This is a genomic window from Pseudodesulfovibrio sp. 7M6, from assembly GCF_050058625.1.
Lineage (GTDB): Bacteria > Desulfobacterota > Desulfovibrionia > Desulfovibrionales > Desulfovibrionaceae > Pseudodesulfovibrio > Pseudodesulfovibrio salinus.
In genome coordinates, this window is the sequence record NZ_CP188816.1 from 297,969 (window position 1) to 312,908 (window position 14,940).

Here is a 14,940-nt window from a genome sequence, read left to right on the forward strand (position 1 = left end):
ATGATTCGCCCGGTGCGATGCACCGGGCGAATTTAACAAGCCGGAAATCTGGCTAAGATGTATTGTCCTAAATAAGGAGCATTGAATGTCTGCTGAGTTTATTAAAGGTGTCATCCCGCCGGTCGTCACCATCATGAACGACAAGGGTGAATTTGATAGTGATGGAATGGGCGTTTTCATCGACCGTTTGGTCGAGAGCGACGTCAACGCATTGCTGTTCCTCGGCAGCGCCGGGGAGTTCTCCCAGATGACCGCCACCATGCGCAAGGAAGTCGCCGAGTTTTGTGTCAAGCGTGTGGCCAAGCGCAAGCCGGTCATCATCGGCACCGGTGCCTGCGGCACTGCCGAAGTCGTCGAGCTGAGCCAGCATGCCGAGTCTGTCGGGGCCGATGCCGTCATCGTCGTCAACTCCTACTACCAGGGCATGAACGACGAACGGTTGTTCCAGCACTACAAGACCATCTCCGAGAGCATCTCCATCCCGGTACTGATGTACAACTTCCCCGCACTGACCGGCCAGGACCTGAACCCCGCCCTGGTGACCCGCATTGCCAAGAACTGCCCGAATGTCGTCGGTATCAAGGATACCGTGGACTGCATCAGCCACATCCGTGATCTGATCTTTCAGGCCAAGGGTGCCCGTCCCGACTTCAAGGTCTTGTGCGGATTTGACGAGTATCTGTTTTCCACCCTGGCCCTGGGCGGCGACGGCGGTATCGTCGGCACCTCCAACTTTGCTCCCGAGATCACCTGCGGCATCTACAAGGCCTTCCAGGAAAAGGACATGGACGCGCTGTCGGAGCTGCTCCCGCGCCTGAGCGTCCTTTCCCAGCTGTACGCCCTGGATACTCCCTTCTCCTGGTTGTTGAAGGAAGCCGTCCGCGTCACCGGTTCGGACATTCCCACCGGTGTAGCCTCTCCGGCCAGCGAGCCGGTTGAAGAGGTCAAACAACGCTTCAGCGCGATCCTTAAGCAGGCAGGTTTCTAAGCTGCCCACGAGGATGATGCTGAATTCGAATCACAATATGTGAAAAGGAGAAAAATTTTGTCAAAACAAAGATGCGAACGAGTACGTGACCTTTGGTCCCAGGTTGACGCCTTGATGATGGGCATGAACTGGACGCGCGAAGACGTTGAGAAACCTCAGATTCTTGTCGACGATGTCCAGGGTGACAGCCACCCCGGCAGCAATCACCTCGATGTTCTGAGCGAAGAGGCTTCCATCGGCATCTACGAGGCCGGTGGCCGCCCCGCCAAGTTCCACGTCACGGATATCTGCGACGGTTGGGCCCAGGGCCACGAAGGCATGAACTTCATTCTTTGCTCCCGCGGCATCATTGCCGATATGGTGGAGATCCACGCATCCGTCATTCCCTGGGACGGCATGATCCTGCTTTCCGGCTGCGACAAATCCACGCCCGCCCACCTCATGGCCGCTGCGCGCATGGACATTCCCACCATTCACATCCCGTCCGGTTCCATGCGTTCCGGCCCGGGCAACTCCACTTCCGGCCTGGCCGGACCGCTGTCCGCCCGCAAGAAGAAGGGACACGTCGATCTCGCCGAGATGCGTGACTACAAGCTCACCGGCTGCCCCTCCTGCGGCGCCTGCCAGTTCATGGGAACGGCCAGCACCATGCAGTGCATGTCCGAAGCCCTCGGCATGGCCCTGCCCGGCACCGCGCTGATGCCCGCCACCATGGCCGAGATCAAGCGCATGGCCCGTGCGGCAGGCAAGCAGATCCTGTACCTGGCCGAAAAGGGCATCACCGCCCGCAAGATCATGACCAAGGCCAACCTGGTCAACGCCCTGAAGGTCCACGCGGCCATCGGCGGCAGCACCAATGCCTACATCCACATGCCCGCCATCGCGCATGAGCTCGGGATTCACCTCGATCCCAAGGAGTTCGACGCCATCGGGCAGGAGATCAAATACCTGACCAACGTCCAGCCCAGCGGCAAGTACACTGCCGAACTGTTTTGGTTCGCCGGCGGTATCCCCATGGTCCAGCACATGCTGCGCGACCAGCTCGACCTGGATGTCATGACCGTCACCGGCCACACCCTGGGCGACTCCCTCGCCATTCTGGAGCAGGACGGCTTCTTCAACCGTTGCCTCGGCCATCTGAAGAGCTACAGCATCCCGCGCGAGGACGTCATTCGCACCCCCGAGCAGTCCACCAAGACCGGCTCCATCGCCGTGCTGGAGGGCAACATCGCCCCCAAGGGCTCCGTGGTGAAGTACGCGGCCGTCAAGCCGGACATGCATCTGCATGTCGGTCCCGCCGCCGTGTTCGATAGCGAGGACGATGCCCAGACCGCCATCATCGCGGGCAAGATCAACCCGGGTTCCGTGGTTGTCATCCGCTATGAAGGCCCCAAGGGCAGCGGTATGCCGGAAATGTTCATGACCACCGACGCCATTGTCTATGACGAGAAGTTGAACGGTACGGTCGCCCTGGTTACCGACGGCCGGTTCTCCGGCGCCACCAGCGGTCCCTGCATCGGCCACGTCTCCCCGGAGGCGGTCGACGGCGGTCCCATCGCCCTGGTGGAAAACGATGATCTCATCGAGATCAACATCCCCGAGCGTTCGTTGCAGGTCATTGGCGTGAAGGGCGAGAAGAAAACTCCCGAAGAGATGGAGCAGATTCTCGCCGAACGCCGTGCGAACTGGACCCTGCCCGAGCGTCCCGAAAAGCGCGGTGTGCTCAAGCGCTACTCCGACAGCGCAGCTTCCGCCATGGAAGGAGCCTACATGCGCTAGGATTTCCCGAGTAGGGAATCCCTTAATGAAACACCCCCAACCTCCGCCCCGTACGGCGTCTGTTGCGAATGGCTTCCGCAAAGCAATCGCGACAGGCGCCGGGGCAGTTGTCTTTTTGAACCTCCCGGTCCCGCGAGCCAAATAAGCTCTTGTGGGGCCGGGAGTTCTTTGGCAAAGGTGACCTTGTTGCACGCTTCCGGCCGTTTGTTCGACAGGGGCGTTTCGTCATTCTGAACAGTCGGGATTGAAAGTGGAAAATTTCATTGTCATCGCGGTATTCGTTTTCATCGGATGGCTCCTCAGACGGTTGCCGGTATTTCCCGGCCAGACGCCGCAGGTGCTCAATCTCTTTGCGCTGTATGTGGCCTTGCCCGCCGTCATTCTCGTCAAGGCACCCCAGATTCAATTCTCGCATGATATGCTGCTGCCGGCCATCGTTCCCTGGGCGATGCTGGCCTTTTCCGCTGCCCTGATCCTCTGGGCGGGGCGGGCGTTTCACTGGTCCAGGGAGATCGTGGGCGTCCTGCTCATGGTCGTCCCAATGGGCAATACCGGATTTTTGGGCATCCCCATGGTCTCGGCCTTTTTCGGCGAAGTGGGGTTGCCTGCGCTGATCGTCTACGACCAGATCGGTACGACGATGATCTTCGTCATTTACGGCTCCTTGGTTCTGGCCGTGTATGGCAGCGGCATGAAGATACGCCCGCTCAAAATCGCGGTCCGGGCCGTTCTTTTCCCTCCCACTCTGGCGCTTGTTCTCGGCCTGTGCCTTCGGTCCTGGCCATACCCGCAACCCGTGCTCGGTTTCCTGAATACCCTGGGCAATATGCTCACGCCCCTTGTCATGACGGCAATAGGCTTTCAGCTGAAGTTGCACCTGGATGAAGGAACTCTGCGGCCATTGGGCTTCGGTCTGTTTATCAAGCTGGTCGCGGCTCCCCTGGTCGCGCTCATCGCCTGCCGCCTGCTCGGCTTCGATTCGCTCGCCGCCAACGTCTCCATCTTCGAGGCCGGAATGCCGCCCATGGTGGTTGCCGGGACCATGGCAATGGTTGCCGGGCTGGCACCTGAACTTGCCGCAGCCGCCATCAGTTCGGGAATGATCCTCGCCTTTCTCACCCTGCCGTTGTTGTTCTGGATTATCGGATAGAACCGCCCGGAGGAGACCGGGTATCCGTTCCTGCTCATTCTTTCTGAAACCTACGAGCGAAAACCGCATTTGCCCGGTATTTGCGCCACGGAAATACCTTCACACGTCTTGATGCGAAGTGGTGAGTCACTGCAAAGGGACATAGCGTGACGTTTTTCTGGCTGGCCGGGACGATTTGTAGGTCTTATTGTTAAAAAATGTCTTCCGCTGTTGACAATGATTATTATAAGCTTACAATCTGCTTAATTTATCAGCATAATTTTTCCACTTCCCAGCCCGATTCTTTTCTGAAACGGCCGGACGCGGATTGAAAAGTGGACTGATGAAGTGTGAAATATTGGCAGGGGGAGAGGGGTGAGTTGCCCGGGCGAGGTTGCATCGAGGCACGTCCACATTTCGCCCATATTCGACAACAATCGGATAACAGCCTGCCTACGGAACCAGAAACAATACCTTTTCAGGAGGATTCATCCATGAGTTACGCTACAGTAAATCCATACACTGGTGAGACCGTTGCCTCTTTTGACTATGCTACTGACAGTGAAGTGAAGCAGGCGCTGGACAATGCCCAGGCCGCCTATGAATCCTGGCGGAACACCGCCTTTTCCGAGCGGGCCGCCGTCATGCATCAGGCCGCCGAGATCCTGCGCAAGGAGAAATCCGAATTTGCCAAGCTGCTGACCCTGGAGATGGGCAAGGTGACCGCCGAAGCCGAGGCCGAAGTGGACCTGTCCGCCGATATTTTCGACTACTACGCCAAGCACGCCGAGACCATGCTGGCCCCGCGCAAGCTTGACGTGGACCCCGCCACCAAGGGCGAATACAGCCTGGTGGCCGAGCCTCTGGGCATCCTGCTGGCCATCGAGCCCTGGAACTTTCCCTACTATCAGGTGGCCCGTATCATCGCTCCCCAGCTCTCCGCAGGCAACACCGTGCTGCTCAAGCACGCCTCCATCGTTCCCCAGTCCGCCGCAGCCATGGAAAAGCTGATGGACCGCGCCGGACTGCCCAAGGGCGCCTTCAGGAATCTGTACGCCACCCGTGACCAGTTGGAGACCATCATCAACGACCCGCGCGTCCGCGGCGTTGCCCTGACCGGTTCCGAGAAGGCCGGTGCCGTGGTTGCCACACAGGCCGCCAAGGCGCTGAAGAAATCCACTCTGGAGCTGGGCGGCAACGATGCCTATGTCGTACTGGCCGATGCCGATCTGGACAAGACCGTGAAGTGGGGCGTCTTCGGCCGTCACTGGAACGGCGGCCAGGTCTGCTGCTCCTCCAAGCGCATGATCATCGTGGACGAGATCTACGACGCGTATCGCGAAAAGTACATCAAGGGCGTCGAGGGCCTCAAGGCCGGTGATCCCTTTGATCCTTCCACCACCCTGGCCCCGCTGTCCTCCCAGGAGGCGGCCGACCAGCTCAAGGAACGGATCGCCGAGGCCGTGAAGCACGGTGCCACGGCAACCGAAGTCGGCCCCAAGGTGCCGGAGCAGGGTGCCTTTGTGCAGCCCACCATCCTGGAAAACGTCGGCCCGGACAATCCGGCCCGCTACTGGGAGTTCTTCGGCCCGGTCTCCATGCTCTTCCGCGCCAAGGACGAGGATGACGCCGTTGCCATTGCCAACGACAGCCCGTTCGGCCTGGGCGGATCGGTCTTCTCCTCCGATTTGAAGCACGGTGAAGAAGTGGCCCGCAGGATCTCCACCGGCATGGTCTTCGTCAACCACCCGACCATGGTCAAGGCGGACATTCCGTTCGGCGGCATCCGCAATTCCGGCTACGGCCGCGAATTGCTGGATCTCGGCCTCAAGGAATTCGTCAACCACAAGGTGGTCGGCGTGGCCGATATCGACGGCGACTTCTAGTCCCGGCTACAGTAAAGCAAGCAGGGCGGTTCCCCCATGGGGAGCCGCCCTTTTTTAGCAATCTGAAGATGGATCATGTTGGCTTGAAATCGGAAAGGACAAGGGCTTCATACTGTCGTCAGCATGAAGCCCTTGTCCTTTCCGATAGCGCGGTTTCCAGGCTCGGCAGGGCCTGGAACACCGCAAACGGCGAAGGTGCTAGGATGCGTCGTCGTTCTTCTGGACAGCATCCTCTTCCTCATCGTCATCCTCATCGTCTTCCGTCTCAGTCTCATCCAGTCCCTGGGGCTCGAGCTTTTTTTCGAGCTTGCGTTTGCGTTTCTCTTCCTTCTTCTTTTTCTTGGCCAATTCCTTCTGACGCTTTGCGAAGCTGTAGTTCGGTTTTGCCATGGCCTTCTCCCGAGGTTGTTGGTTGCGGCGTAGAAAAAAAAAGGCCGTCCCTCCCGAGAGAGGGACGGTCTGATACATTACTTGTCTGAGAGGCGGAAGAACCTACCAGCGCGGCCGTTCGGCACGGGGCTTGGCTTCGTTGACCTTGAGGTTGCGGCCGCCGAAGTCCTTGCCGTCCATGGCATCGATGGCTTCCAGGGCGCCGTTGTCGTCGCTCATCTCCACAAAGCCGAAGCCGCGGGGGCGGCCGGTCTCGCGGTCTTCGATCAGTTTGACGGAAGTTACTTCGCCGTAAGCTTCGAAAGCGGCGCGAATATCTTCTTCAGTGGCGGACCAGGGCAGATTGCCTACATATAAGTTCTTGGACATGTTTTTTCTCCTGATTGGGTGATGTTGCCTGACACGTATTATGTGATGCGGCGGTGGTTTTTGTACTGGTTGTTAAAATCGACAGGGCTGTATACGTAGCCGGGAAAATCCTTAAAACGGCTATGCCGCTCTCGGGCTTTGTCCCGGTTTACCTCTTCGGCTGTTGGAGGGTTTCCTGGCCGCCTTGGGCCGGGCCGTGGACCGACGTTCGTCGGCCTCCTCGCCACGAGTGTTCGAAGTACGGACAGGCTTCGGCGTCGGAGTGATCCGCATGGCGCGCTGGATGGCTCTGAGCTGGTCGGCGTCATCCTGGGTCACCAGGCTGATGGCTTGGCCCGACCTACCGGCGCGGCCGGTCCGTCCTATGCGGTGGGTATATGTTTCGACCGTGTCCGGCATGTCATAGTTGATAACATGCGTGATGCGGTCGCAGTCAATGCCGCGCGCGGCAATGTCCGTGGCCACCATGATGGAGTACTGGCCGTTGCAGAATCCCTTCAGGGCCCGTTCCCGCTGAGCCTGGCTCATGTTGCCCTGCAGAAACGTGCTGTTGTGGCCGTTTCGCGAGAGCTTGAGCGCCAGGTTCTTCGCCTTGTGCTTGGTGCGGGTGAAAATGAGCATGCTCTGGTGCTGCGTGCGCTGTATCAGGTCTTCGAGCACGGTATTCTTTTCGGCCTGTTGGGTCTTGTAGAACGTATGCTCGATGCTGCTTACCGGTGCCGCGGGATTGATCCGCACCGTTTTGGGATTTTGGAGAATCCCCTCGGCAAAAGAGCGGATGGAGCCGGGCATGGTGGCGGAGAAGAGCAGGTTCTGCCGCTTGGCAGGCAGCTTGGCCAGGATGCGTTTGATATCGGGCATGAAGCCCATGTCGAGCATCCGGTCCGCTTCGTCCAGGACCAGGGTATCGATGGCGCTCAGGTTGGCCGCGTTTTGGGCCATGAGTCGCACGAGGCGGCCGGGACAGGCCACAATGATGCGGGACGAGCTGAATGCCCTGATCTGCGGTCCCATGTTGACGCCGCCCATGACGACGGTGCTGCGGATGCCGGTGTTGCGGGACAATGCGTTGAAATTCTCGTTGATCTGCATGGCCAGCTCCCTGGTCGGAGCCAGGACGAGGACCGTGGGGGCTTTGTGCCGGGTTTCTGCGGTGAGAATATGTTGCAGGATGGGCAAGGCGAACGCGGCGGTTTTGCCGGTGCCTGTCTGTGCCAGTCCCATTACGTCGTGTCCCTTGAGGATTAACGGAATGGCCTGCTGCTGAATGGGGGTCGGCGTTTCGTAGCCGCAAGCTTTGACACACGCGTCTATGCGCTTGTCAAAGGAAAAATTCGTAAAGGTCATAAGAGCCTTGGGTGAGAAGAAAGAAAAACGACTGCGCGCGACAGCGGTCGAACCTGAAATGTCAGGTGGCAGTTGGTTGGCTCTGGTACGGAGAGTAAATCTTTTGACTGACGTGGAACGTTAGTTGCCCAAGCGGGGCCAAGAAGTAGTCGTGCGTCCAGTCACGCTGAGTTCGATCCTTATCGGCTGTTTCTGCGGAAAAGTAAAGAACTATTTTGCGAAAAAATTATTTTTAGCGGTGACGTGGGTTTGATTTTATATATTAGTGTATTGGTGCCGGTTTTGCCGCCATGTTTGCCAGAGCTTCATTGGAAAAGTTAGGCTATATTCCTATATTCAAGTAACCGTTGAGGGATGAATATGTCTGAGACCAACCGAATTCTGTATATATCGCACGGCGGCGGACCGCTGCCCGTGCTGGGGGACGAAGGACATCGCGAGATGGTGGCTAATCTGCGCCATCTGGCCGCCACCATGCCCCGGCCGTCGGCCATTCTGGTGGTAAGTGCCCACTGGGAGGAAACGCAGCCCACCGTCACCGTCGGTCCGCAGCCGCCGCTTTACTACGACTATTACGGTTTCCCCCAGGAGTCGTACGAGCTGGAATATCCCGCCCCCGGCGACGATGCCCTTGCGGAATCCGTGCGCAATGCGTTGGGCCGGGTGGGCATCCCGTGTGGCTACGAGGCGGAACGCGGGTATGACCACGCGCTCTTCATTCCGCTCCTGCTCATGTATCCGGAAGCGGACATCCCCTGCGTGGAGCTGTCGCTCATCAAGGGGTTGGAACCAGCCGCTCATCTCGACCTGGGAGAGGCTCTGGCCGGACTGGAGCCGCAGGGCCTGCTCATCATCGGTTCCGGTTTTTCCTTCCACAACATGCGGGCCTTCGGCACGTCGGACACTGCGGAAACCCATGGCCGCAACATCGCCTTTGATGCATGGCTCAAAGAGACCTGTGCCGATCCCAAGCTCTCCGAGACGGAGCGGCGGAAGCGCCTGCTGGCCTGGGAGGACGCGCCTCACGCCCGCTACTGCCACCCAAGGGAGGAGCATCTCCTGCCGCTGCATGTCTGCTGCGCTGCGGCGGGCCGTCCCTGCCCCGAGGTGTTCGACATGACCATCCTGAACAAGAAGGCCTGCGCCTTCCGCTGGTAGCCGGGTTGGGCGACCGATCTCGGTTGCAGGCTGGTTTGAAGAGTACTCATGCCCAAAAGAGGCTCCCGGCATATCTTGCCGGGGGCCTTCTTTGTTCGTCTCTTCCGGTTCGGTATGTCTTATGAATGGATACAATGTGTAATCGCCCGTTTTCCCCATCGTGCAAAGGAGTTCGCCTTTGGAGGAGATGTTTTTCTTAAAAATCATATTTTTCCCCTATCAAATATAAAGAGTTGGCTTGATTCGTGCTGTTTCCGAAGGAGGAAGAATTTTCCCCCAGGGAGGTAGTATGGAAATCACGGCCAGTACTGGTTCCGCAATATTCGGCGATGCGGTTTCTCTTCATCGAAGCTCCGGGCAGAACGGGTTTGGAAAACTCGTCACGCAAAGCCTTGATGAACAGGAGGCGGAACAGCGGCAAAATGATCAATCCGGTGAAGTCGGAATCGGCGCTCCCGGTCCCACGCCCGAACAGCAGCGAAAGATCGAGCGGCTCAAGAACGAGGCCATGCAGATCGCCGCAAAGTCGGAGGGTGAATTGACTGCCGGCGACGAGTCGCGCATCAGGAACATCCAAGGACAGATCCGCAAATTGGGCGGAATGCCCATGAGCGAGAACGTTGCCGCGCAGGCCAAACAGTCGGCCAAGAGCAACAAGATCAAGTTGGCGGACCCTGCCGAAACGGGGAAAGCCAAGACCGGCGACAACCAGTTCCAAACCATGAACGGTGGCGAATGGAATAACGGTTCCCTCTCTGTTGGTCAGCAGATGCTGCACCAGCAGGCCTTGGTGACGGCCATCAAGGGGACAGGCCTCCAGGGAGCGGGCATCCAGGCCTCCAACTTCAAGAGCATGGCTTGATCAGGGTCTCGGGCTGCGCCGTCGCGTGGCCCGACCTCGCTGTTCCGTATTGATCTGTCGGTTCCCGAAGTGTAGGAGAGCGTGAGTCCATAACAGGAGCGCTCTCCGCGCCAAAGGATTTCGCATGTCCACAAATCGTGCCTGTCTTCTGGGCCTTCTACTCCCTCTTTTGTTTCTGGCCGGTTGCGGCAATTCAAGCGAAAGGACCGAGCAAACCTTCGGTTCCGACAAGCTGTTGCACACCCTTTGGTTTGACGGCCAGTTGGCGGGTTCGGACAGCGACACGGCCCGCGCGGTCCTGGCCCGTCCCGACCTTACGCCCCCGTTGCGGACCAGCCCGGAGTACGTCGCGCCGTCGGTTCCGTCCGCGTTGCAGGGCGTCATCACCCGCATTGATCCCGGCGACGGCCGCAAGGTGGTGGCCCTGACCTTTGACCTGTGCGAGCGCGCGCCCTATCTGGCTGGATATCGGCGGGAGATAGTCAATTACCTGCGCGCCCAGGGGGTAAAGGCGACCTTTTTCGCAGGCGGTAAGTGGATGCGTTCCCACCCTGAAAAGACCATGCAGCTCATGGCCGATCCACTCTTTGAGCTGGGCAACCACACCTGGACCCATGGGGACCTGGCCTTGATGGACGAGGCCGAAGTCCGGCAACAGGTGGAGTGGACCCAGGCCGAGTATGAACTGCTCCGCGAGGAACTGGCCGCGAGGGCAAAGGCGCGCGGCGTGGACGGGGAAATGACTCATGTGCCGGACGCTCTCCGGCTCATACGGCTGCCCTATGGCCGCAATAATGCCCAGACAACAACCATTCTCGCCGCCATGGGGCTGCCCGTCATTCAATGGTCCGTGGAGGGCGAGAGAGGGGACCGGGAACGCTCGCTGGACAGCCTGCTGGCTTGGAACCTGGAGCGGGTACAGCCGGGCGGCATCATCCTGCTGCACGCCAATGCCGTGCCGCACCAGACGCATCTGCTGGTACCTCGGCTGGTCGAGGCCCTGAAAGAGCGCGGCTACGCATTTGTCACGGTGAGCGAACTGCTGCGTCTTGGCCCGCCCGTCACGGTGACCGACGGATATTTTACCACGCCGGGAGATAATCTCTATCTGGACCATGTATTTGGCGGCAAGGGAACCCTGGGGCGGAACAAACCGGTCCGGAAGCCGGGGCTGCTCGTCGTGCATTGACGAGGCCACCGGTTTGCGGCAAGTCAATTGCTTGTCCAACAAGGGAGGACAAGAAATGCGTGACATTCAACGGTTCATTGCCGGTTTCAGGAGTTTCAGGAACGAATATTTCTGCTGTGAGGATTCGCCTTTCTGCAAGCTGCGGGAAGGGCAGAATCCCGGCACCATGGTTATCGCGTGCAGTGATTCGCGCACCGATCCGTCCATCATCATGCAGTGCGAACCGGGCGAGATATTCGTGGTACGCAACGTGGCCAACATCGTGCCGCCCTATGAGTCCGATGCCGGTTTTCATGGCGTTTCCTCGGCCATCGAGTACGCGGTCAAGCATCTCAAGGTCGCGGACATCATCGTTCTGGGCCACAGTTCTTGCGGCGGCATTGATTCCCTGATGAAGGACGAGGCAGGAGCCGGAGGCGAGTTCATCGGCAAATGGCTGTCCGTCATGCGTTCCGTGCGGGAGGAGGTCGTGGCCCACTTCGGCAACACGGAAAAAGAGGCGTGCACCGCCTGTGAAATGGCTGGGGCATTGCGCTCCGTGCAGAATCTGATGACCTTCCCCTGGATCGCCGATCTCGTTGAGGCAGGGGACCTGACCCTGCACGCGTGGTATTTCGATATGGAGACCGGCCAGCTGTTGAGCTATCTGTCCCAGACCGGGACCTTTGAGCCGCTCGCCTCCCCCTGTCCCAAGGTGGAATAAATGCTTTTGCGGCGCGGACTGATATGAATCAGCCTACAGATAAAACGCCCCCGCACAGTGCGCAGTGCCGGGGGCGTTTCTTTTGGAATTTATGCTTTAGAGGGGATTATTCCTTGTGCGTGCCGGATAACTGCCCGGCGTGCCTTTCATGAAAGGTATAGATGCGGTGCAGTGCCTCCATGCTTTCCACACAGTAGTAGGCGGCAAATATGCCGCAAAAATAGGTCAGCAGGTCCTTCTGCAGGAACAGTGAGCCGAGATAGAGCAGGAAGAAAAGGTATTTTGAACGGATGAACCGGCGCAACTCCACGCCCAGGCCGTTGGCATAGACCACCAGGGCGATGAAGGCGAGGTAAAAGCAGGCAAAGAGGACCATGGCCGGTCCCCAGGAATCGAAATGCTGGATGGCGGCGGCGGAGAGCAGGACCACGCCAAGCTGGTCGGCGACGATGTCGATGAGCGATCCACCCGCGTGGGTATGGCCCAGACGCCGGGCCAAGGGGCCGTCGATGCCGTCGCAGAGAACATACATGGCCATGCAGCCCGTTGCCCACAGGGCCAGGGATGGTGGAATGAAGCAGACAAGCAGCAGAAAAAGGGTACCGGCCAGGGAAACCTGGTTCGGAGTGACTTTGAGGGCTGCCAATGCCCTGACCAGCGGTGAGAATATACGGTCCCGCGCGGCGGTGAATGCCCGCTGCTCGGCGCGTTCATCCTTGTTGAAGTAGTCCATGTGGTCCGATCCCTTGGAAGTGGCGCATTCTGTCCGGCTCGGACCGCAGGCGGCCCGGTTCGGCTGTGCACATACTCAATTTCCGTAAATCCCGGGAATCTGTCAACCCGGCATTTCATACCCGGCAGCGTAACGTCCTCTTCTTTTGTCTTATTCGGAATATTTCGAGTCCAGCCAGTGTGGGAAAATAATACTCGCATCTTTCGCGTCATGTATTTTGGAGTGTAGGCATGGGGACTCCCTCTTTGCCTGGATCGAGGAGAGAATACATATGAGTTTGCGATTCAAGCTGTACACATCGGTGGCCCTGTTGTTGCTCATGGGGCTAGGGATGTTCGGAGCCACACTTTTCATTACGTCGGAGCAGGAGTCGGATGGACTGGTCATCAATCTTGCCGGACGTCAACGGATGCTCAGTCAGAAGGTGGCAAAGGAGGCGCTGCTTTTCTCGCGTCATGCGGAGAAAAAGGAAAATGCCTCCGCCATGCGGACCCAGGTCGAACGTACGGCTCAGGTCTTTGAGCAAACGCTTGCAGCACTTTCCGCATCCGGCAAGGCGCCGACAACGCTCGATCCGTCCGGCCCGTCGGCCTCCATTCCCGAGCCTTCGGATGTTGTCCGTGCCCAGCTGCGCATTGTCAGTGAAAACTGGAAGGCGTTTCGGCAGGATATGGTTGCCCTGATGGACAGGGGTGAGCGGGAAACGGAATTTCTGGCTCAGAGTCTGGCCGTCCTAGGTTCCATGAACAAGGCCGTGGGCATGATGCAGGCCGAGTCCGAGGAGCGGGTGGGCGTGTTGCTCATTACGCAGATGGTCGGCATTGCCATAATGATTATGATCGCGCTTTTCGTGGCGCGCATGATGCACCGCAACGTGCTTTGGCCCCTGGCCATGTTTCAAAAGGTGGCTGACGGTATGCGGGGGGGTGACCTGCAATTGTCCGGGGAACTGCCTTCCGGGCGCAACGACGAGGTTGGACGGGCATCCCGCAGCCTGGGGGAGATGTCGGACCAACTGGCCAGGGTTATCGGCAATGCCAAAAATTCGGCTGATGTCGTGGCCTCCGGCAGTGCCGAGATAGCTTCCAGTTCGCAGGCGCTGGCCCAGTGCTCATCCCAGCAGTCAGGGGCGATAGATCACGTTTCAAGTCTTACGGAAACCATCCGTGCCTCTATCAACGTGGCAACGGACAACTCCAGAAAGACTTACGATATCGCCATGAAGGCCGCTCGCGAGGCGCGTCGGGGCGGGGAATCGGTTTCCGAAGCACTGGAAGCGGTCAAGACCATTGCGGAAAAGATCACCGTTATTGAGGAAATAGCCCGTCAGACCAATCTGTTGGCCCTCAACGCGGCTATTGAGGCGGCCCGGGCCGGAGAACACGGCAAGGGATTCGCCGTGGTGGCCGCCGAGGTCCGCAAGCTGGCGGAGCGAAGCGGCCACGCCGCAGCGGAAATCGGCGAGCTTTCGGCCAATACGGCCCGAATTTCCGATGAGGCCGGGGCCGTTCTGGAGCAGTTGGTGCCCGAAATCGAGCGAACGGCCGGGATGGTGGAGGAAATTACGGCTCTGGGTGCCGAGCAGAACGAAGGCATTGAGAACGTCGCTGCGGAAGTGTCCGGGCTGGACCACATCATTCACGACAATACCGCCCTGGCGGAGCGCCTTTCCTCTACTTCCGAGGATCTGGCCCGGCAGGCGGCCGAGCTGGAGAACGATATGCGTTTCTTCCGCACCGGTGCTGACGATCGTCCCAAGGCGCACGTCTCCGTCCGTCCGGTTTCCGACTCCCTTTCCGGGACAGGTTGCCGCTTGCCGGAGGCTGCGCCCAGACGCGCGGCTCCGCAGGTGAGGAACGCAGCCCCGAAACGGGTTGCCGTGGAAACCGTCCCGGCGCAAGACGTGGAGCCGGATGCTCCTTTGAAAACTCCGACGGTCCAGTTGTCTTCCTCTTACAAGAATCTCATAGATTGGGATGACTCCTTCATCCTCGGGATTGATCAGGTGGACAAGGAACATCGGGCCTTGGTGGATATGGTCAATCATCTGGCCGCGGCCATGGCCGAAGGGCAGGGCAAGGCCGTTCTGGGCGAGATATTCAACGGGCTGAAGGAATACACCGTCAAACATTTCGGGACGGAAGAGGACTTGTTCGCCCGTTATGAATATCCGGGAGAAGAACAACACAAGGCGGTCCATGCGGAGCTGTTGGGCAAGGTCCTTGAGTTCGAGAAGGAGTTCAAGAGCGGAAGCGCCATGTTGAGCCGCGAGTTGCTGCTTTTCCTCAAGGATTGGCTGGTCAATCACATTCAGGGCACGGACAAGGCGTATATCCAGCACATCTCAGAGGCCATGAACAAGGGGTGATCCCCGGCCATTGGAAGGGACCTTCGGCAGCGTTCCGGG

13 protein-coding genes are annotated in these 14,940 nt (G+C 58.9%); 9 read left to right on the plus strand and 4 right to left on the minus strand.

Annotated elements, in window-relative coordinates:
* Positions 1–85: 85 nt before the first annotated feature.
* From ACI0FG_RS01345 to ACI0FG_RS01360, 4 genes are all read left to right on the plus strand, one after another.
* Positions 86–988 carry a dihydrodipicolinate synthase family protein gene (locus ACI0FG_RS01345; protein ID WP_419786760.1) on the plus strand — a complete coding sequence of 301 codons (903 nt, stop codon included), beginning with the start codon at positions 86–88 and terminating at the stop codon, positions 986–988.
* Positions 989–1,045: 57 nt separating this feature from the next.
* Entirely contained in the window at positions 1,046–2,767 is a 1,722-nt protein-coding gene (ilvD, locus tag ACI0FG_RS01350) for a dihydroxy-acid dehydratase (RefSeq protein ID WP_419786761.1), read from the plus strand.
* A gap of 250 nt (positions 2,768–3,017) precedes the next feature.
* Positions 3,018–3,917, plus strand: a complete 900-nt coding sequence (locus ACI0FG_RS01355) for an AEC family transporter (RefSeq protein ID WP_419786762.1) — start codon at positions 3,018–3,020, stop codon at positions 3,915–3,917.
* 473 nt (positions 3,918–4,390) lie between these two features.
* Entirely contained in the window at positions 4,391–5,782 is a 1,392-nt protein-coding gene (locus ACI0FG_RS01360) for an NAD-dependent succinate-semialdehyde dehydrogenase (protein ID WP_419786763.1), read from the plus strand.
* A gap of 198 nt (positions 5,783–5,980) precedes the next feature.
* On the opposite strand, the gene ACI0FG_RS01365 is transcribed toward ACI0FG_RS01360, so the two are convergent.
* From ACI0FG_RS01365 to ACI0FG_RS01375, 3 genes are all read right to left on the minus strand, one after another.
* A complete protein-coding gene (locus ACI0FG_RS01365) occupies positions 5,981–6,172 on the minus strand; it encodes a hypothetical protein (protein ID WP_419786764.1) in 192 nt (63 codons plus the stop codon).
* 102 nt (positions 6,173–6,274) lie between these two features.
* Entirely contained in the window at positions 6,275–6,541 is a 267-nt protein-coding gene (locus ACI0FG_RS01370; RefSeq protein WP_419786765.1) for an RNA recognition motif domain-containing protein, read from the minus strand.
* A 120-nt stretch (positions 6,542–6,661) separates the two neighbouring features.
* Complete coding sequence (locus ACI0FG_RS01375; RefSeq protein WP_419786766.1) at positions 6,662–7,888, minus strand: DEAD/DEAH box helicase; 1,227 nt, start codon at positions 7,886–7,888, stop codon at positions 6,662–6,664.
* A gap of 360 nt (positions 7,889–8,248) precedes the next feature.
* On the opposite strand from ACI0FG_RS01375, the gene ACI0FG_RS01380 reads away from it, so the two are divergent.
* The 4 genes from ACI0FG_RS01380 (at position 8,249) to ACI0FG_RS01395 (ending at position 11,800) form a co-directional block, all read left to right on the plus strand.
* Positions 8,249–9,046, plus strand: a complete 798-nt coding sequence (locus tag ACI0FG_RS01380; protein ID WP_419786767.1) for a DODA-type extradiol aromatic ring-opening family dioxygenase — start codon at positions 8,249–8,251, stop codon at positions 9,044–9,046.
* 289 nt (positions 9,047–9,335) lie between these two features.
* A complete protein-coding gene (locus tag ACI0FG_RS01385; protein WP_419786768.1) occupies positions 9,336–9,908 on the plus strand; it encodes a hypothetical protein in 573 nt (190 codons plus the stop codon).
* A gap of 124 nt (positions 9,909–10,032) precedes the next feature.
* Positions 10,033–11,097: a polysaccharide deacetylase family protein gene (locus tag ACI0FG_RS01390; RefSeq protein WP_419786769.1), complete on the plus strand. Its 1,065-nt coding sequence runs from the start codon at positions 10,033–10,035 to the stop codon at positions 11,095–11,097.
* A 55-nt stretch (positions 11,098–11,152) separates the two neighbouring features.
* Complete coding sequence (locus tag ACI0FG_RS01395; protein WP_419786770.1) at positions 11,153–11,800, plus strand: carbonic anhydrase; 648 nt, start codon at positions 11,153–11,155, stop codon at positions 11,798–11,800.
* A gap of 106 nt (positions 11,801–11,906) precedes the next feature.
* Here ACI0FG_RS01395 and ACI0FG_RS01400 read toward each other — a convergent pair whose 3' ends face one another.
* The gene (locus ACI0FG_RS01400; RefSeq protein ID WP_419786771.1) at positions 11,907–12,533 is read right to left on the minus strand and encodes a CDP-alcohol phosphatidyltransferase family protein; all 627 of its coding nucleotides are present in this window, start codon (positions 12,531–12,533) and stop codon (positions 11,907–11,909) included.
* 271 nt (positions 12,534–12,804) lie between these two features.
* On the opposite strand from ACI0FG_RS01400, the gene ACI0FG_RS01405 reads away from it, so the two are divergent.
* A complete protein-coding gene (locus ACI0FG_RS01405; RefSeq protein ID WP_419786772.1) occupies positions 12,805–14,901 on the plus strand; it encodes a bacteriohemerythrin in 2,097 nt (698 codons plus the stop codon).
* Positions 14,902–14,940: the final 39 nt, after the last annotated feature.